Source organism: Bradyrhizobium sp. R2.2-H (genome assembly GCF_004346455.1).
Classification (GTDB): Bacteria; Pseudomonadota; Alphaproteobacteria; order Rhizobiales; family Xanthobacteraceae; genus Bradyrhizobium; species Bradyrhizobium diversitatis.
The window spans coordinates 163,856-180,738 of sequence record NZ_SMBR01000014.1 but is presented as its reverse complement, the minus strand read 5'-3'; the positions used below and the strand labels follow the sequence as shown (position 1 = coordinate 180,738).

Below are 16,883 nucleotides of genomic sequence, written 5' to 3'. Positions count from 1 at the left end.
TCGCGCGCTTATGAGCCGCGTCTCCGGAACCGGCTGAACTGAAACGCCTGCGTTGAATCCCACGGCGTGTGATGCGTCTCGCTGCGCGTCTCGACGAGCTCAAACTCAGGCCCGAGCTCCGCCGCAAGGCTCGCGCTGTCGTGTCGCTGAACCGGCAGGCCGCTGCATTTCTCCGGACCATCGGGCGCGAACGTGCCGATGATGACTTGTCCGCCGGGGGTAAGCGCTGCCCGCAGGCGCTCGACATAGGCCGCCCTGTCGCGCGGCTCGGTCAGGAAATGAAACGCGGCGCGATCGTGCCAGACGTCGTAGGTCTTCGCCGGCTGCCACGTCGTGGCGTCGGCAACGATCCAGTCGACGATCGAACCGGCTCCACCCATTCGCTTCTTCGCCGCATCAAGCGCGTTGGCGGAGAGGTCCAGCACGGCGACGTCGCGATATCCGTCCTGCAGCAGCGCATCGACCAGCCGCGAGGCGCCGCCGCCGATATCGATGATGGCTGCGCCATGATCCGGATTGGCCGCGCGGATCATCTCGAACGAAATTGTGGGGCTGTCCTGAAACCAGCTGACCTCGGCCTCGCCCTTGGTGGCGTAGACGTTCTGCCAGTGCGTGGTACGGTCAGGCATAGCGGCTCCGGCCCCAGCCGGGGCGGCAACGCGCAAATGGCGATGCCGCAATCCATCGGGAATTCGCGCGCCCGCCGCATGCGGACGCGCCGACGCCAACCAAGACTACTCGTCCTTCTTCGACATCCGCTCGAGGCGTTCCTGCATCTCTTTCATCTGCTGGCGCAGATCGTCGATATTGGTGTCCTTCGGCGCCTCGGTACTCGCACCGGGCTCCGGCTCGGCAGTGGCGGTCGGACGGGGCGCCGCAAACGGCTTGAACATCGAGAAGGTCTGCTGGAACAGCTCCATGTTGCGGCGGACCTGCTCCTCCAGCGGAGCGAAAGGAGTGCCGGACAGCGTATTGGCGATCTGCTTGCGGAACTTCTCCTGCTCCTGCGTCAGCGTCGCGATCGACTGCTCCAGATATTTCGGCACCACCATCTGCATGCTGTCGCCATAGAAGCGAATGAGTTGGCGCAGGAAGGTGGTCGGCAACAGGTTCTGGCCGGCCTTGTTCTCCTGCTCGAAGATGATCTGGGCGAGCACGGAGCGGGTGATGTCGTCGCCGGTCTTGGCGTCGTAGACCAGGAAATCTTCGCCGTCCTTGACCATCGCGGCGAGGTCTTCCAGCGTCACGTAGGTACTCGTTCCGGTGTTATAGAGCCGGCGGTTCGCGTATTTCTTGATGGTGGTGGGTTGGTCTGATTTCGCCATGGGCTCTCACTTGCAAACGCGGAGAACGGGAACCTGTCGGGCAATGCCGCAGGGCGGGAAGAGTACGCAACGCAACAAAATAAGCATTTTCAAAGGGCTCACGCTACCGTTTTGTGCGGCACGGTTAATTGCAGAGCAAAATCGTGCTTGCGAAAGCGCCAAGAACGCTATTTTGAATGCGTTGCGGCATGAATTCGGAGACCGTCCGATTGACATGCCTCAACGACGTTAACAGGATGCCGGTCGAGACTGGCGAGCCGTCTTTTCCCCAGCCCCGCCTGCCCCCTTCAAACCCAGGAGATGCCCATGTCAGACGATGTCGTCATCGTCAGCGCCGCCCGCACCCCGGTCGGTAGCTTCAACGGAGCGTTCGCGACCCTTCCCGCCCATGATCTCGGCGCCATCGCCATCAAGGCCGCGCTGGAGCGCGGTGGCATCGAGCCCGGCCGGGTCTCCGAGGTCATCATGGGTCAGATCCTGACCGCCGCCCAGGGCCAGAACCCGGCCCGCCAGGCTTCGATCGCCGCCGGCATTCCGGTGGAGAGCCCGGCCTGGGGCGTGAACCAGCTTTGCGGCTCGGGCCTGCGCACGGTTGCGCTCGGCTATCAGGCGCTGCTCAATGGTGATTCCGAGATTGTGGTCGCGGGCGGCCAGGAATCCATGAGCATGGCCCCGCACGCCCAGTACCTGCGTGGTGGCGTCAAGATGGGCCCCGTCGAGTTCGTCGACACCATGATCAAGGACGGCCTGTGGGATGCCTTCAACGGCTACCACATGGGTAACACCGCCGAGAACGTCGCACGGCAGTGGCAGATCACCCGCGCCCAGCAGGACGAGTTCGCCGTTGCTTCGCAGCAGAAGGCGGAGGCCGCGCAGAAGGCCGGCAGGTTCAACGACGAGATCGTCCCCGTCACCATCAAGACCCGCAAGGGCGACGTGGTCGTAAGCGCCGACGAATATCCGCGTCATGGCGCCACGCTCGACGCGATGGCCAAGCTCAAGCCGGCCTTCGAGAAGGATGGCACGGTCACTGCGGGCTCGGCCTCCGGGATCAACGACGGCGCCGCCGCGGTGGTGCTGATGACCGCCAAGCAGGCGGCCAAGGAAGGCAAGAAGCCGATCGCGCGCATCGTGTCCTGGGCTCAGGCCGGCGTCGATCCTAAGATCATGGGCTCGGGCCCGATCCCGGCTTCGCGCGCCGCGCTGAAGAAGGCCGGCTGGAGCGTCGGCGATCTCGACCTGATCGAGGCCAACGAAGCCTTCGCGGCGCAGGCCTGCGCCGTCAACAAGGATCTCGGCTGGGACACCTCCAAGGTCAACGTCAATGGCGGGGCGATCGCGATCGGCCATCCGGTCGGCGCATCCGGCGCACGCGTGCTGGTGACGCTGCTGCACGAAATGCAGAAGCGCGATTCGAAGAAGGGCCTGGCGACGCTGTGCATCGGCGGCGGTATGGGCATCGCCATGTGTGTGGCGCGCGACTGACGAGGACCTTGCACGGAGCTGACGCGTGCGCCGCACACGTCAGCGCGTGCGGCGCACGCGACTAAAAAGGCAGCGGTTGCAAATCAAATATTCTTCGCAACCACGCAGGCCTCGACTAAAGAAAAACGCCCGGCTCACGCCGGGCGTTTTGTTCTTGATGTCCGTCAAACGTCCCGCATAATCCGCAGCTAAAAACGATCACGTCAGAAGCGTCCGAAGAGTCCAAGGGAAGGAATACGATATGGCACGTGTTGCACTGGTGACGGGTGGTACGCGGGGCATCGGAGGGGCAATCAGCAAGGCGCTGAAGGCGGCCGGCTACAAGGTCGCGGCGAACTATGCCGGCAACGATGCGGCGGCGGAGAAGTTCAAGGCCGAGACCGGCATCGCGACCTACAAATGGGACGTCAGCAGCTTCGACGCCTGTGCGGAGGGCGTGAAGAAGGTCGAAGCCGATCTCGGGCCGATCGAGGTGCTCGTCAACAATGCCGGCATTACCCGCGATACCGCTTTCCACAAGATGACGCTCGAGCAGTGGACCGCCGTCATCAACACCAATCTGGGCTCGCTGTTCAACATGACGCGCCAGGTCATCGAGGGCATGCGCGCGCGCAAGTTCGGCCGCATCATCTCGATCTCGTCGATCAACGGCCAGAAGGGGCAGTTCGGTCAGGTTAACTATTCCGCGGCGAAGGCCGGCGACGTCGGCTTCACCAAGGCGCTCGCGCTCGAGAACGCCAAGGGCGGCATCACCGTCAATGCGATCTGCCCGGGCTACATCAACACCGAAATGGTGCAGGCGGTGCCGAAGGACGTCCTGGAGAAGAACGTGATCCCGCAGATCCCGGCCAACCGGCTTGGCGAGCCCGAAGAGATTGCGCGCGCGGTCGTGTTCCTCGCGGCCGACGAGTCCGGCTTCATCACCGGCTCGACGCTGACGATCAACGGCGGCCAGTACATGGTGTGATGCGATCGCATCACGTGCGATCATATTTGGTGACCCAGTCATGCCCGGGCTTGTCCCGGGCATTCTGCCCTGTCATTCCGGGGCGCCGCGCCAGCGGCGAACTATGGTGCGCCATTGCGCACCTGAGAATTTCGAGGTTCCGGGTTCGGCTCTTCGAACCGCCCCGGAACGACGAGGCCCTGGAATGACTCCCCGCACCGCAACGCTGATCGGATTGACCGCGATCCTGATGTGGTCGCTGCTGTCAGTGATGACGGTGGCGACCGGAAAGATCCCGGCGTTCCAGCTCGCCGCGATGACCTTCGCGATCGGCGGTGTCGTGGGGCTGCTCACCTGGATCGGGCGGAGCGAGGCGGCGAAAAGCCTGCGTCAGCCGCTCGCCGTCTGGGTCGTCGGCGTCGGTGGCCTGTTCGGCTATCATGCGCTGTATTTTCTCGCGCTGCGCTTTGCGCCGCCGGCCGAAGCGGGCCTTCTGAATTACCTGTGGCCGCTGCTCATCGTGCTGTTCTCGTCATTCCTGCCGGGCGAGCGGCTGGCCGCGCATCACATCATCGGCGCGGTCCTCGGCCTCGTCGGCACCGTGCTGCTGTTTGCCGGCAATACCTCCGGCTTCGCGCCGGGGGCGGTGCCGGGATTGATCGCGGCCTTCATCGCCGCTTTCGTCTGGGCGACCTATTCGGTGCTGTCGCGCCGTTTGAAGGCGGTGCCGACCGACGCGGTCGCGGGCTTCTGTCTCGCCACCGCCGTGCTCGCCGCAGTGATGCATGTCGCGCTGGAGACCACCGTGTGGCCGGAGACCACGCTACAATGGCTTTCCGTGATCGCGCTCGGCATCGGGCCCGTCGGCGCTGCCTTCTACGCCTGGGACATCGGCATGAAGCGCGGCGACATCCGCGTGCTCGGCGCCGCCTCCTACGCGACGCCGCTGCTCTCGACCGGCTTCCTCATCGCCGCCGGTTTTGCCAAGGCCAGCACCAACATCGCGATTGCTGCGATCCTCATTGCCGGCGGCGGCCTGATCGCGGCGAAGGACATGGTGCTCAGGAAAAGGTAATCGTCATTCCGGGGCGCGCGAAGCGCGAGCCCGGAATCCATCTGTCCGCGTCAATGGTGGTGAAATGGATTCCGGGCTCGCCGCTGCGCGGCGCCCCGGAATGACAGTGGAGCTACGGCTCCCAGCCCTTCGGCGCGAGCTCGAACTTAGCGAACTCGAATGCGGGCGCCACGGTGCAGCCGACCAGCGTCCACTCGCCCGTGGTTTCCGCCATCTGCCAGGCCTGCGCTGGCACGATCGCCTGCGGCCGCTCGCCATTGGCGAGGTCGGTGCCCAGCCGCACCTCATGCTGGGAGCAGCCGTCATGGGCGATGCGCAGCATCAAGGGACTGCCGGCGTAATAGTGCCACGTCTCGACCGCATCGACGCGATGCCAGTGCGAACGCTCGCCGCGGGCGAGCAGGAAATAGATCAATGTCGAGCGCGAACGCCCGTTGGCGTCCGTGGCCAGATCGCGAAACGTCTCGCGATAATGGCCGCCCTCGGGATGCGGCCGCAGTTCAAGGCGCGCGATGATCTCGGCTGCGGTCGGCATTGATCCCCGTCAGGATTTGTTCTTCAGGACTTGTGCTTCAGGACTTGTTCTTGCGCTCGCGCAGTTCGCCGAACACCGCGGCGGCATCCGCGCCCTTCATGTGCAGCTTCGCCGCGACCGCCGGCTCATCGGCGCGCAGGAAGACGTTGGCGCGCTTCTCCTCACCAAGCAGCGAGGGAATGGTCGGCTTGTTCTCGGCCCGCAGCTTCGCCACTTCCGCGGCGCGCGCCTGGAGCGCCGCATTGTCCGGCTCGATGGTGAGTGCGAACTTGACGTTGGACGCCGTGTATTCGTGGCCGCAATAGAGCTTGAAGTCGTCGGGCAGCGCCCGCAGCTTCAGAAGCGAATCCCACATCATCGGATAGGTGCCCTCAAAAACGCGGCCGCAGCCGATCGAGAACAGCGTGTCGGCGGCGAAAACCGTCTTCTCGGTGTCGAACACGTAGGAGATGTGGTCGAGCGTGTGGCCGGGCGTCTCCACGACACGCGCCAGCAAATTGCCGATCTTCACCACGTCGGCGTTGGCGACACGCAGGTCGACATTCGCGATCTCAGTCGTCTTTTCGTGCGGCGCCACGACGCGGCAATTGTATTTCTGCTTGAGTTCGGCAACCCCGCCGACATGATCGCCGTGATGATGGGTGATCAGGATGTCGGTGAGCTGCCAGCCCTCGCGCTCCAGGGCCTGGAGGATGGGACCAGCCTCGGGCGCGTCGATCGATGCCGTCGCCTTGGTTTCCACATCGTGGATCAGATAACCGAAATTGTCGTTTAAACAGGTGAAAGTACGAATTTCGGCGGCCATGTCATCTCCATCGGGCTCAGCCCCGCCAGACAAATATGGCGTTAACGTTGCGCAGGCAATGCAATATTCCGCGCGCAGCGGCGGCCTGGCGCATGTTACATTGCCGTCATGACCATCGACGTCGTCGACCTCCGCGAGTTCTATTCCCGCCGCCTCGGGATCGTGGCGCGGCAAATGATCAATCGCGGCATCAGGGAGCGCTGGCCAAGCGCCGAGGGCCAGCGCGTGCTCGGCATCGGCTATCCCACGCCCTATCTGGGATTGTTCCGCGAGGACGCCGAGCGCTGCATCGCCTTCATGCCGGCGGCCCAGGGTGTCCTGAAATGGCCGACGGGACGACCGGCGCTGGCCTCGCTGGTCGACGAATACTCGCTGCCGCTTCCTGACGCCGCGGTCGACCGCATCCTCCTGGTCCACGCGCTGGAGATGTCGGACGATCCGGCCGCGCTGCTGCGCGAGGTGTGGCGCGTGCTGTCGCCGTCCGGGCGCGTGATCGCCGTGATCCCGAACCGGCGCGGGGTGTGGACCCGCACCGACAGCACGCCCTTCGGTCACGGCCGGCCCTATTCGCGCTCGCAGATCACCGAGCTGCTGCGCCAGACCTGGTTCACGCCGACCGCCTGGGGCGAGGCGTTGTTCATGCCGCCCTATGCCGGAGGCTGGGTGCTGAAATCGGCGCAGATGTGGGAGCGCGCCGGCGCAGCGTTGTCGCTGCCCTTTGCCGGCGTCCATATCGTGGAGGCGACCAAGCAGGTCTACCGCGCGATCCCCGCCAAGCGCGAGCGCGCGCGGCTCATTCCCTCGCTCGCGAAGCCGGTGCTGGTGCCGTCCCAGACGACGGCGACGCGCGGCTAGCTTAACCTCTCCCTATGGGTCCCTATGGGAGAGGTGGTCCGTGCTTGCGGCTCCCACAGATTGAACCGACGCACACCGTCAAAAACAAATCGTCCCGACGCAAGGCCGGGACGATTTCAGTTCAGGACTTCAGATCAGAAATCGCTACTCGCCAGGGGCGACCTCGTCGCTGGACGCGACTGGGGCGGCCTCGCGCTCGGGGCGCGGGCCATGCGGCCGGCGCCGCCGCCGCGGATAGCGCTCGCCGCCACCGGCGCCCTCGAACCCGCCCTGGCCGCCATTCGCTGCGACATTCACTTGCGGCTGCGCGCCGGTGATGAAGGAGGGCAGGCGGTCGACGCTGCCGGCATCGGCGATGACGGGCTGCGGCTGGTTGGCGGGTTGCGGCTGATATTGCGGCTGAGCACGATGATCGCGTTCGCGGTGCTCGCGCGGCTGCTGGTTGTCGCGCTGATAGGGCTGCTGGCCGTCGCGCTGCTGATGATCACGCTGGTGGTGATCGCGCTGGCCATCGCGGTCGCGCATGAAGGGCTGCTGCGGGGGCTGCGGGACGAAACCCGGCTCCTGGCCGAAAGCCGAGAAATTCTCACCGTCATCCTCGCCGTCGTCGCTGCTGCTGACGGGCTCATCGCCGCGCGGCTGCTGGTTCTGGCGGAACTGCTCCTGGGCCGCCGCGATCAGGCGGAAGTAATGCTCGGCATGCTGGTAGTAGTTCTCGGCTGCAACGGGGTCTCCGGAGGAGCGCGCATCACGCGCAAGCTGGAGATACTTTTCAGCGATGTGCGAAGCGGTGCCGCGAATCTTGATGTCGGGTCCGTTGGACTCGTAGACCCGGGTCATCGGGTTCTGGCCACGCCGGTTGTTGTTATTGTTGTTGCGGTTGCGCATCCGCTGCTTGTTCTGACCGTTTCTCATGTCCTGCCTTCGATTCCAGCCCTAAAGGTTGCACGCATTACTGATTGCTAGGAGTGACCTGGTGACAGCGGCTCACATCTCTCGCACGCACCGCGCGCAAGCCGGATCGAGCCCTGCCAATGTTCGTCGACCGTCGCGTTCAACAAAGACGCGTTCCCCACTCGCCAGCATTCATTGCCAGCGAACCCATTCATTTCGCCTGCCGAAACAAGCCCAGCTTTCTTGCGTAAGTCTTCAAGCGCAATATCAGGCTTTCGTTCACGTTGCGGTCGGAGAGCAGCGCAGCTCCACTGGCCATCGCGCTCAACAGGACCTGCGGCTTGGAACCTTTAAATCAGTAAAGCTCTCGCCCGAGAGCCCGGCTTTCACCCGTAGGTATACGGGGCCGGCACCGATGTGTTGGACGGAACGTAGTCGTTCCCAGGCGATATTCCAAGAGGTTTTTGCAGCCCAATCCGGCTTTTATGGGGGCATTTTTCGGGCCGAAACGGCCCGCGGAATGCCCGCCAGGTCGGCCTTGGGCGGCCGGTCCAGCGATAACGCAGCGCCCCTCATCAAGGTTTCAATATTTTCGGCCTGACCCTGTCCGGCCTCGACGATCACCGCTCCGCCGGGCGCGAGCCGTTCGGCCGCCTGGGGGATCAGCGCGCGGTAGGCGTCGTATCCGTCATTGCCCCCGTCGAGCGCCAGATGCGGATCGTGCCCGCGCACCTCGATGCTCAGTTTCGGAATCTCGGCCGAGGGAATATAGGGCGGGTTCGAGACGATGAGATCGAACGGGCCGCGGAGCGCAGCGGCGTAGGAGCAGGCGACGAAGGCGGCGCGGTCGGCGAGGCCGAGCGCGGCGGCATTGTCCCTGGCGGTTCTGAGCGCGTTCTGGCTGAGATCGGTGCCGACGCCGAATGCATCCGGAATTTCGTGCAGCAGCGCGAGCAGGATCGCGCCGGATCCGGTGCCGATGTCGGCGATACGCGGCGGATAAGACGCCTGCCGCTCGCGAAATATCTCGAGTGCAAGCTCGACCACGGTCTCTGTATCGGGGCGCGGGACCAGGGTTGCTTCCGACAAGCGAAATGGCAGGCCCCAGAATTCGCGTGTTCCGAGGATGCGCGCCACCGGCTCGCCGGCGATGCGGCGCTGCGCATGCTGCATGAGCCGCGATGCTTCGGCCGCGGTGAGGGGACGGGCAGCCTGCGTGACCAGGCCGGTGAGGTCGAGGCCGAGCACCGCACCGATCAGGATGCGGGCGTCGAGCTCGGCTTCGTCGAGTTGTGCCGATCTCAACAGCGCGGCGAGCGTGCGCCGCGCACCCTCGATGGATTGTCCGGTGAAGGGGTTGCTCACGCCTCAGGCCGCCGCGCCTTGCGCAGCGAGCTGTGCGGCCTGGTGCTCCGTCGTCAGTGCGTCGATCAATTCGCCCAGCGCTTCACCCGCGATCACCTGCGGCAGCTTGTAGAGCGTGAGGTTGATGCGGTGATCGGTGACGCGCCCTTGCGGAAAATTATAGGTGCGGATGCGCTCGGAGCGGTCCCCGGAGCCGACCTTCTCCTTGCGCTCGGCGGAGCGTGCGGCGTCGACGCGTTGCCGCTCGGCGTCGTAGATGCGCGAGCGCAGGATGTTCATGGCGGAGGCGCGGTTCTTGTGCTGCGAGCGGCTGTCCTGCATCATCACCACGATGCCGGTCGGGATGTGGGTGATGCGGATCGCCGATTCGGTCTTGTTGACGTGCTGGCCGCCCGCTCCTTGCGCGCGCATGGTCTCGATCCGCAGGTCGTCGTTCTTGATGTCGACGTCGACGTCCTCGACCTCCGGTAGCACGGCCACCGTCGCGGCGGAGGTGTGGATGCGTCCCTGCGTCTCGGTGTCGGGCACGCGCTGCACGCGGTGCACGCCGGATTCGAACTTCAGCTTCGAGAACGCGCCGCGGCCCTGCACCTCGGCGATGATTTCCTTGTAGCCGCCGACGGTACCTTCGCTGGCCGAGATCACCTCGACCTTCCAGCCCTGAAGGCTGGCAAAGCGCTCGTACATTCGGAACAGGTCGCCGGCGAACAGCGAGGCCTCGTCGCCGCCGGTGCCGGCGCGGATTTCCAGCACCACGTTGCGGTCGTCCATGGCGTCCTTCGGCAACAGCGCGACGCGGATCTTCTGAACCAGCTCCTCGATTTGTCGCGTCAGCTCGTCCCGTTCGGCCTCCGCCATGCCGCGCATCTCGGCATCGGTCGCGGGATCGGCGATCAGCGCCTCGGCGTCCGCCAGCTCCTTGACGGCGGAGCGATAGGCCTTCACCGCCTCGACCAGCGGGGTGATCTCGGCGAGCTCGCGCGTGATCTGCACGTAACGCTCGGAGGTGAGCTGTCCGAGCGATTCGGCCTCGAGCGAGGCGTGATGCGCGAGCAGGACGTCCAGTTTGGCTTCGGGGAGTGACGACATCGGTTCAGTCTCAATAGCGGCAAAGGGCGAGGCGGCGGGACGCGGCGACAGACCCGCTACAAGGCCAGGCCTTCGGTCTCGGCAAATTCCGTCAGCTTCTGCCGGATCGAGACGCTGCCGGCCGGCGCGTCCAGCAGTGGGCCAAGCACCGCCTCGGCCTTCTTGGCGTCGAGGTCGAGCACCATCGCCTTGACCGGGCCGAGCGCAGTCGCCGAGAGCGACAGCGAGCGGTAGCCCAGCCCGATCAGCGCCAGCGCGCCGATCGGCTTCGACGCCATCTCGCCGCACAGCGAGAGCGATTTCTTCGCCGCGTGCGCCTTGCTTGCGATGTCGCGCAGCGCACGCAGGATCGGCGCCGACATGGTGTCGAAACGCTCGGAGACCTTGGCATTGCCGCGGTCGACCGCGAACAGGAATTGAAACAGATCGTTGGAGCCGACCGAGATGAAGTCGACCTTCTTCAGGAGCTCGTCGAGCTGGTACAGCAGCGCCGGCACCTCGACCATGGTGCCGATGTCGATTCTTTCAGGCAGCGTGTGGCCGTGCTGGCGCAGATATGTCAGCTCGCGCTCGACCAGCGCCTTGGCCGAATCGAACTCGGCGACCTCCGAGATCATCGGGAACATGATGCGCAGCGCGCGGCCGCCGCCGGCGCGCAGCAGCGCGCGGATCTGGCCGCGCAGCAGGCCGGGACGATCCAGTCCGAGCCGGATCGCGCGCCAGCCGAGCGCGGGATTTTCCTCGATCACGGCTTCCATATAGGGCAGCGCCTTGTCGCCGCCGATGTCGAGGGTGCGGAAGGTGACGGGCTTGCTGCCGGCGGCATCCAGCACGGTGCGATAGAGCGCGAGCTGGTCGCTGGTGCGCGGCAGGCTCTGGCCGACCATGAATTGCAGCTCGGTGCGGAACAGGCCGATGCCGGCGCTGCCGGTGTCCTCGATATGCGGCAGGTCGATGGCGAGCCCTGCGTTGATCATCAGCTCGACCTTCTGGCCGTCCTTGGTGACGCAGGGCCGGTCGCGCAGCGCCAGATACTGGGCCTGGCGGCGGGCGCGGAAGCGCACGCGCTCGGCGAAGGCCGCCTCGATTTCCTGCGACGGGCGCACATAGATCGAGCCCGAGGTGCCGTCGACGATGATGGCGTCGCCGGGGTCGGCGATGCCGGGCGCGTTCGGTACTTCGCCGACCGCGGGAATGCCGAGCGCGCGCGCCACGATCGAGACGTGCGAATTGGCAGTGCCTTCCTCCAGCACGATGCCGCGCAGGCGCTTGCGGTCGTAGTCGAGCAGCGCCGCCGGGCCCATCGCGCGGGCGATGACGATGGCATTGTCGGGCAATTGCTCGCGCGAAGGCGCGTGATCCTGGCCGACCAGCTGCCGCATCAGGCGGTAGCCGAGGTCCTCGAGGTCGTGCAGGCGGTCGCGCAAGTATGGATCGGTCGAGCGCAGCATGCGCGCGCGGGTGTCGGATTGCACGCGCTCGACGGCGGCTTCCGCGGTGAGGCCGGTGGCGACCGCCTCGTGCAGCTTGTGCGACCAGCCCTGGTCGTTGGCGAACATGCGGTAGGCTTCCAGCACCTCGCGATGCTCGCCGCCGTCGGCGACGTCGCCGCGCTCCAGCATGCGGTCGAGGTCGGCGCGCAGCTTGGCGAGCGCGGTGTCCAGCCGCTTGATCTCCTTCGGCAGGTCCTCGGCGATGTAGTCCTTGATGACGACGCGGGGTTCGTGCAGCACGACATGGCCGAGCGCGATACCCTCGGACAGGATCGCGCCGGCCTTCTGCGCGGAATGGCGCGCCGCCGGCTCCTGGCCCGGCTGGGCCAGCGCGGACAGCTCGCCCGAGGCAATCAGCTCGGCCAGCACCATCGCGGTGGTCTGGAGCGCCTCGAGCTCCTCCTCGACATAGTTGCGCTTGGCGCGGTTCTGCACCACCAGCACGCCGAGCGTGTTGCCGGCGCGCAGGATCGGCACGCCGAGGAAGGAGTGGTAGATCTCTTCGCCGGTCTCGGGGCGGAACGAGAAGGCCGGGTGGCTCTGCGCATCGCTCAGATTGAGCGGCGTCGCCTCGCTGGCGACCAGGCCGACCAGGCCTTCATGGGCGCTGAGCACGGTATGGTGCACCGCCTCGCGGTTGAGACCTTCGGTGGCGTAGAGCTCGAGCGTGTTGTCGATGCGCAGCACATAGACCGAACACACCTCGGCCACCATGTTGGCGGCGATCAGCACCACGATCTTGTCCAGCCGCTCCTGGGCCGAGACCTGCTCCGCCATGGTTTCGCGGAGCCGTCTCAACAAGACGCGGGGACCTCCCGACGCGCTCCGCATGAACCGTCAATCTCCTCCGTCTGCCGGGCCCGGCGGTATCAGCCGGCGGCTGGCTCAAAATTCCAGAAAAACAACCAAATTGTTTGTCCGGCGCAGGCACAAGCCCAAATCTACCTGAGATTTAGCGCTTGTACCGAATCAGCGCCGCCTGAACTGGGACACAGTCTGCGGCAGCCCACCCTGTTCGCCGTATAGCGAATTGAGGCTTGTTTTGCCAAGCAAAACGCCTGCCAAACGCGAAGGTGTGTACACCTTCCCGTTTGCTGCGACCGCTAAGAGAAAATTAGCCTAGGCATGGTCCGGAAAAGTGCGAGGCGGTTTTCCGGAAAGACCATGCTCTGACAACAACCTGAAGCGCAACGGTGGTCGCGCTTCAGGCCTGATCGAGGCCGTAGAGCGTATGCAGGGTGCGCACCGCCAGCTCGGTATAAGCGGCATCGATCAGAACCGAGAATTTGATCTCGGAGGTTGTAATGGCCCGGATGTTGATGTTCCGCCCGGCGAGGGCCGAGAACGCCTGGGCGGCGACGCCGGCATGGCTGCGCATGCCGCTGCCGATTACCGAGATCTTGGCGACGTCGGTGGCGGTATCGAGCCGCGCATAGCCGATCTTGGCCTTGGCGGCGGTAATCGTATCCTTGGCGCGGGTATAGTCGGCGGCGGGCACCGTGAAGGTGAGGTCGGTGGTCTTGCCGTCCTCGGACACATTCTGCACGATCATGTCGACGTTGATGTTGGCATCCGCCAGCGGGCCGAAGATCGAGGCCGCGACGCCGGGCTTGTCCTCGATCTGGCGCACCGAGATCTGAGCCTCGTCCTTCGAAAAGGCGATGCCGGTGACGACGTGGCTTTCCATGATCTCCTCCTCGCTGCAGATCAGCGTGCCGGGCGGCTGGTTGGCATGCGGGTCGATATCCTCGGGCTTGTCGAAGCTCGAGCGGACGAAGATCGGCATGTTGTGGACCATGCCGAGTTCCACCGAGCGGACCTGAAGCACTTTTGCGCCCTGCGAGGCCAGTTCCAGCATGTCTTCGAACGCGATCTTGTCGAGCCTCTTGGCCTTCGGCACAATCCGCGGGTCGGTGGTGTAGACGCCATCGACGTCGGTGTAGATGTCGCAGCGGTCCGCCTTGACGGCGGCGGCGATCGCCACGGCCGAGGTGTCGGAGCCGCCGCGGCCGAGCGTGGTGATGCGGTTGGTCTCGGGGTTGATGCCCTGGAAGCCGGCGATGACCGCGACCTCTTTGCGCTCCCTAAAGCGCTTGATGATCTCGCTGCCGTCGATGTCCTCGATCCGGGCCGAGGCATGGGCGTCGCTGGTCTTGATGGGGATCTGCCAGCCCTGCCAGGAGCGGGCCTGGATGCCCATGCCCTGGAGCACGATGGCAAGAAGACCCGACGTCACCTGTTCGCCCGAGGCGACCACGGCGTCGTATTCGCGCGCGTCGTGCATCGGCGAGGCCTCGGTGCACCAGGCGACGAGCTCGTTGGTCTTGCCCGCCATCGCCGAGACGACCACGGCCACTTCATGGCCGGCATCGACCTCACGCTTCACATGGCGTGCGACGTTGCGGATACGTTCGATGTTGGCGACGGACGTGCCGCCGAATTTCATCACGAGGCGGCTCATGACGACGCGTGCATTCCTTCATAAGGATCAGTATGGTGACCCGCACTGGACGGGTGCCTCGCGGACACCGACGCGCGTATACATAGCGGCGGGGCCGGGGGCAAGCGGGTTCCTGCGGGGGCAGGGCGTGGGGGAAGTGGGTTAACCGAGATCATGGCGCGCTATATCGACGAGATCCTGCAACCGGGCGAGCGGGTGCTGTATTCGACCAATGCGCACTGGATCTTCTACTTTCCGGCCATCGTGGCCTGGATCGTGGCGATGGCCCTGTTCGTGCTGTCCCGGCAGGCCACCGCCGACTGGCTCGTCCTGTTTTGCCTGGTCGCCTCGGGGCTCGTGGCTCTCGCGGCCTTGTATTGGACCGTCAAGGGCTGGTTCCATCGCTTCACCACCGAGACCGACGTCACCAATCTCAGGGTCGTGCACAAGACCGGCTTCATCAAGCGCCGAACCTTCGAGATGGCGCTGGACAAGGTCGAGAGCGTCGACGTCGACCAGTCCATTCTTGGACGTATTCTCAACTACGGCGACGTGACGATTCGCGGCGTCGGCGAGGGCATCGAGACGATCAGGACGATCGCCTCGCCGCTCGCCTTCCGTAGTTCGATCACCACGCGGTAGGACCGCGCGCAACCATGAGCATGCAGCAAAATACTTCCCTTTCCGCCCAGCCGGGCTCGACCGTCGACGCCGCCGAGATCGTGAAATTCTCAAAACTCTCCGCGGAGTGGTGGGACCCCAAGGGCAAGATGGCGCCGCTGCACCGGATCAACCCGCTGCGGCTCGGCTATATCCGCGACGCCGCCTGCCGCAAGTTCGAGCGCAACGTGCGCAGCCTCAACTGCCTCGGGTCCCTGCGCGTGCTCGACATCGGCTGCGGCGCCGGTCTGCTGTGCGAGCCGTTGTCGCGGCTGGGCGCACAGGTCATCGGCATCGATCCTTCCCAGAGCAACATCGCAGCGGCGAAGCTGCACGCCGACAAGAGCCATCTGGCGATCGACTATCGCTGCACCACGGTGGAGGAGATCGATCCGCGCGAGCGCTTCGACATCGTGCTGGCGATGGAGGTGGTCGAGCACGTCACCGATGTCGGCGTCTTCCTGAAGCGCTGCGCCGCGATGCTGAAGCCGAACGGCCTGATGGTGGTCTCGACGCTGAACCGCAACTGGAAGAGCTTCGCGCTCGCGATCGTCGGGGCCGAATACGTGCTGCGCTGGCTGCCGCGCGGCACCCACGAGTGGAGCAAGTTCGTCACCCCCGACGAGCTCGCAAAACACCTGCTCGACACCCGCCTCGTCATCACCGAGCAGACCGGCGTGGTCTACAGCCCCTTCGCCGACAAATGGACCCTCTCGTCCGATATGGACGTGAACTACATGGTGGTGGCGGAAGCCATGGTGTGAGGGGGCGTGAGCGAGATGCGAAGTCCAACGCCCCGGGCGGTGTCGTCCCTGCGAACGCACTAGATACGTGCATGCCCTAGTGCGTGCGCAGGGACGACACCGAATTTGTTGCGAGCGCATCGCACCCATGACACCCATGCGGTTGACCAGCGAATCTGTTCCCGTCACGCTGATCACCATTCCTCTCTTATGACCCACCCCGATGCTCACCATCGCCAGTCTCTGGATTCCCTTCACCATCGTTGCCGCGCTCGGGCAGGTCGCCCGCAATGCGATGCAGCGGTCGTTGACGAAGCCGCTGGGGACCTGGGGCGCGACCAACATCCGCTTCCTGTTCGGCTTTCCATTCTCGGTGCTGTTCCTCGCCGTAGTGCTGCTCGCGACCGGCGATCATCTGAGCCTGCCGCCGACCGTGTTCTGGCCCTGGCTGCTGTTAGGGGCGCTCAGCCAGATCGTCGCGACCGGCCTGATGCTGCTCGCGATGAACGACCGCTCCTTCGTGGTGACCACGGCCTATCTCAAGACCGAAGCGATCCAGACCGCGATCTTTGGCTTCGTCTTCCTCGGCGATCACCTCACCTGGCTCAAGGTGCTCGCGATCGTGATCGCGACCATCGGCGTCGTCATCACTGCGCTGCGGCCGGGCGGCGAGAAGAGCTTTGCCGAACTGAAGCCGACCATCACCGGCCTCGTTGCCGCTGCGGCATTCGCGCTGTCCGCGGTCGGTTTTCGCGGCGCGATCATCACGGTGCCCGACGTGTCGTTCGTGACCGCTTCCTCGTTCACGCTGGTGCTCGGCCTGTTCGTGCAGACGCTGGTGCTGACGATCTATCTGCTTCTACGCGCGCCAGACGTATTGCGGGGAATCCTCGGATTATGGCGGCCGTCGATGCTCGCCGGCTTCACGGGCGCCTTCGCCTCGCAATTCTGGTTCCTGGCGTTCGCGTTGACGGCGGCCGCCAATGTCCGCACGCTCGCCTTGATCGAGGTGCTGTTCGCGCAAGGCGTCGCCTACTACTCGTTCAAGCAGCCGATTGCGCCGCGCGAGCTTGCAGGCATCGCGCTGATCGTGGTCGGTGTGGCGGTGCTGGTGGCGGTGTAGCTGGGCGTCATTCCGGGCCGCCCGACGGGCGAACCCGGAATCTCGAGATC

The 16,883-nt window shown here is 65.1% G+C and carries 16 protein-coding genes; 7 read left to right on the top strand and 9 right to left on the bottom strand.

From position 1 onward, the window contains the following. Nucleotides 1–8: 8 nt before the first annotated feature. Together EDE08_RS30785 and phaR are read right to left on the bottom strand one after the other, a co-directional pair. The gene (locus EDE08_RS30785; protein ID WP_131872736.1) at nt 9–629 is read right to left on the bottom strand and encodes a class I SAM-dependent methyltransferase; all 621 of its coding nucleotides are present in this window, start codon (nt 627–629) and stop codon (nt 9–11) included. A 105-nt stretch (nt 630–734) separates the two neighbouring features. After that, nucleotides 735–1,325, bottom strand: coding sequence for a polyhydroxyalkanoate synthesis repressor PhaR (phaR, locus tag EDE08_RS30780; protein WP_131872734.1), 591 nt, complete (start codon nt 1,323–1,325; stop codon nt 735–737). 306 nt (nt 1,326–1,631) lie between these two features. Between phaR and EDE08_RS30775 the strand changes: the two genes are divergently transcribed. The 3 genes from EDE08_RS30775 (at nt 1,632) to yddG (ending at nt 4,831) form a co-directional block, all read left to right on the top strand. Beyond that, on the top strand, nt 1,632–2,810 hold the full coding sequence (locus EDE08_RS30775) for an acetyl-CoA C-acetyltransferase (RefSeq protein WP_131872732.1): 1,179 nt from the start codon (nt 1,632–1,634) through the stop codon (nt 2,808–2,810). A gap of 241 nt (nt 2,811–3,051) precedes the next feature. Next, complete coding sequence (gene phbB, locus EDE08_RS30770) at nt 3,052–3,777, top strand: acetoacetyl-CoA reductase (protein WP_131872730.1); 726 nt, start codon at nt 3,052–3,054, stop codon at nt 3,775–3,777. A 184-nt stretch (nt 3,778–3,961) separates the two neighbouring features. Beyond that, on the top strand, nt 3,962–4,831 hold the full coding sequence (gene yddG / locus EDE08_RS30765; protein ID WP_131872728.1) for an aromatic amino acid exporter YddG: 870 nt from the start codon (nt 3,962–3,964) through the stop codon (nt 4,829–4,831). Nucleotides 4,832–4,943: 112 nt separating this feature from the next. Here yddG and EDE08_RS30760 read toward each other — a convergent pair whose 3' ends face one another. Further along, nucleotides 4,944–5,366 (bottom strand): cupin domain-containing protein, encoded by a 423-nt coding sequence (locus EDE08_RS30760; protein ID WP_061882665.1) that lies wholly within the window; start codon nt 5,364–5,366, stop codon nt 4,944–4,946. A gap of 37 nt (nt 5,367–5,403) precedes the next feature. Then, nucleotides 5,404–6,171 carry a hydroxyacylglutathione hydrolase gene (gene gloB / locus EDE08_RS30755; RefSeq protein ID WP_131872726.1) on the bottom strand — a complete coding sequence of 256 codons (768 nt, stop codon included), beginning with the start codon at nt 6,169–6,171 and terminating at the stop codon, nt 5,404–5,406. Between the two features lie 108 nt (nt 6,172–6,279). On the opposite strand from gloB, the gene EDE08_RS30750 reads away from it, so the two are divergent. Continuing rightward, nucleotides 6,280–7,026, top strand: a complete 747-nt coding sequence (locus tag EDE08_RS30750; protein WP_061882663.1) for a class I SAM-dependent methyltransferase — start codon at nt 6,280–6,282, stop codon at nt 7,024–7,026. Between the two features lie 144 nt (nt 7,027–7,170). Here the strand turns inward: EDE08_RS30750 and EDE08_RS30745 are convergent, their stop codons facing one another. The 5 genes from EDE08_RS30745 to EDE08_RS30725 form a co-directional block, all read right to left on the bottom strand. Next, nucleotides 7,171–7,941 (bottom strand): DUF4167 domain-containing protein, encoded by a 771-nt coding sequence (locus EDE08_RS30745; protein ID WP_131872724.1) that lies wholly within the window; start codon nt 7,939–7,941, stop codon nt 7,171–7,173. Nucleotides 7,942–8,403: 462 nt separating this feature from the next. After that, the gene (prmC, locus tag EDE08_RS30740) at nt 8,404–9,285 is read right to left on the bottom strand and encodes a peptide chain release factor N(5)-glutamine methyltransferase (RefSeq protein ID WP_131872722.1); all 882 of its coding nucleotides are present in this window, start codon (nt 9,283–9,285) and stop codon (nt 8,404–8,406) included. A 3-nt stretch (nt 9,286–9,288) separates the two neighbouring features. Then, nucleotides 9,289–10,374: a peptide chain release factor 1 gene (gene prfA / locus EDE08_RS30735; RefSeq protein ID WP_131872720.1), complete on the bottom strand. Its 1,086-nt coding sequence runs from the start codon at nt 10,372–10,374 to the stop codon at nt 9,289–9,291. Between the two features lie 56 nt (nt 10,375–10,430). Then, nucleotides 10,431–12,698: a phosphoenolpyruvate--protein phosphotransferase gene (gene ptsP, locus EDE08_RS30730; protein ID WP_131872718.1), complete on the bottom strand. Its 2,268-nt coding sequence runs from the start codon at nt 12,696–12,698 to the stop codon at nt 10,431–10,433. Between the two features lie 373 nt (nt 12,699–13,071). Beyond that, the gene (locus EDE08_RS30725) at nt 13,072–14,328 is read right to left on the bottom strand and encodes an aspartate kinase (RefSeq protein ID WP_028177450.1); all 1,257 of its coding nucleotides are present in this window, start codon (nt 14,326–14,328) and stop codon (nt 13,072–13,074) included. 153 nt (nt 14,329–14,481) lie between these two features. Between EDE08_RS30725 and EDE08_RS30720 the strand changes: the two genes are divergently transcribed. The 3 genes from EDE08_RS30720 to EDE08_RS30710 all read left to right on the top strand — a co-directional run bounded on the left by EDE08_RS30720 (nt 14,482) and on the right by EDE08_RS30710 (nt 16,833). Further along, complete coding sequence (locus EDE08_RS30720; protein WP_131872717.1) at nt 14,482–14,949, top strand: PH domain-containing protein; 468 nt, start codon at nt 14,482–14,484, stop codon at nt 14,947–14,949. A gap of 14 nt (nt 14,950–14,963) precedes the next feature. After that, nucleotides 14,964–15,731 carry a bifunctional 2-polyprenyl-6-hydroxyphenol methylase/3-demethylubiquinol 3-O-methyltransferase UbiG gene (gene ubiG, locus EDE08_RS30715; RefSeq protein ID WP_165936264.1) on the top strand — a complete coding sequence of 256 codons (768 nt, stop codon included), beginning with the start codon at nt 14,964–14,966 and terminating at the stop codon, nt 15,729–15,731. 202 nt (nt 15,732–15,933) lie between these two features. Next, complete coding sequence (locus EDE08_RS30710; RefSeq protein WP_131872715.1) at nt 15,934–16,833, top strand: EamA family transporter; 900 nt, start codon at nt 15,934–15,936, stop codon at nt 16,831–16,833. Nucleotides 16,834–16,883: the final 50 nt, after the last annotated feature.

What these genes read in the sequence shown, in the direction of transcription:
- EDE08_RS30760 (WP_061882665.1), bottom strand. Translation starts at nt 5,366, where the DNA reads ATGCCGACCGCAGCCGAGATCATCGCGCGCCTTGAACTGCGGCCGCAT.
- gloB (WP_131872726.1), bottom strand. Translation starts at nt 6,171, where the DNA reads ATGGCCGCCGAAATTCGTACTTTCACCTGTTTAAACGACAATTTCGGT.
- phbB (WP_131872730.1), top strand. Translation starts at nt 3,052, where the DNA reads ATGGCACGTGTTGCACTGGTGACGGGTGGTACGCGGGGCATCGGAGGG.
- yddG (WP_131872728.1), top strand. Translation starts at nt 3,962, where the DNA reads ATGACTCCCCGCACCGCAACGCTGATCGGATTGACCGCGATCCTGATG.
- EDE08_RS30725 (WP_028177450.1), bottom strand. Translation starts at nt 14,328, where the DNA reads ATGAGCCGCCTCGTGATGAAATTCGGCGGCACGTCCGTCGCCAACATC.
- EDE08_RS30720 (WP_131872717.1), top strand. Translation starts at nt 14,482, where the DNA reads ATGGCGCGCTATATCGACGAGATCCTGCAACCGGGCGAGCGGGTGCTG.
- EDE08_RS30785 (WP_131872736.1), bottom strand. Translation starts at nt 629, where the DNA reads ATGCCTGACCGTACCACGCACTGGCAGAACGTCTACGCCACCAAGGGC.
- EDE08_RS30775 (WP_131872732.1), top strand. Translation starts at nt 1,632, where the DNA reads ATGTCAGACGATGTCGTCATCGTCAGCGCCGCCCGCACCCCGGTCGGT.
- EDE08_RS30745 (WP_131872724.1), bottom strand. Translation starts at nt 7,941, where the DNA reads ATGAGAAACGGTCAGAACAAGCAGCGGATGCGCAACCGCAACAACAAT.
- phaR (WP_131872734.1), bottom strand. Translation starts at nt 1,325, where the DNA reads ATGGCGAAATCAGACCAACCCACCACCATCAAGAAATACGCGAACCGC.
- EDE08_RS30750 (WP_061882663.1), top strand. Translation starts at nt 6,280, where the DNA reads ATGACCATCGACGTCGTCGACCTCCGCGAGTTCTATTCCCGCCGCCTC.
- ptsP (WP_131872718.1), bottom strand. Translation starts at nt 12,698, where the DNA reads ATGCGGAGCGCGTCGGGAGGTCCCCGCGTCTTGTTGAGACGGCTCCGC.
- EDE08_RS30710 (WP_131872715.1), top strand. Translation starts at nt 15,934, where the DNA reads ATGCTCACCATCGCCAGTCTCTGGATTCCCTTCACCATCGTTGCCGCG.
- prfA (WP_131872720.1), bottom strand. Translation starts at nt 10,374, where the DNA reads ATGTCGTCACTCCCCGAAGCCAAACTGGACGTCCTGCTCGCGCATCAC.
- ubiG (WP_165936264.1), top strand. Translation starts at nt 14,964, where the DNA reads ATGAGCATGCAGCAAAATACTTCCCTTTCCGCCCAGCCGGGCTCGACC.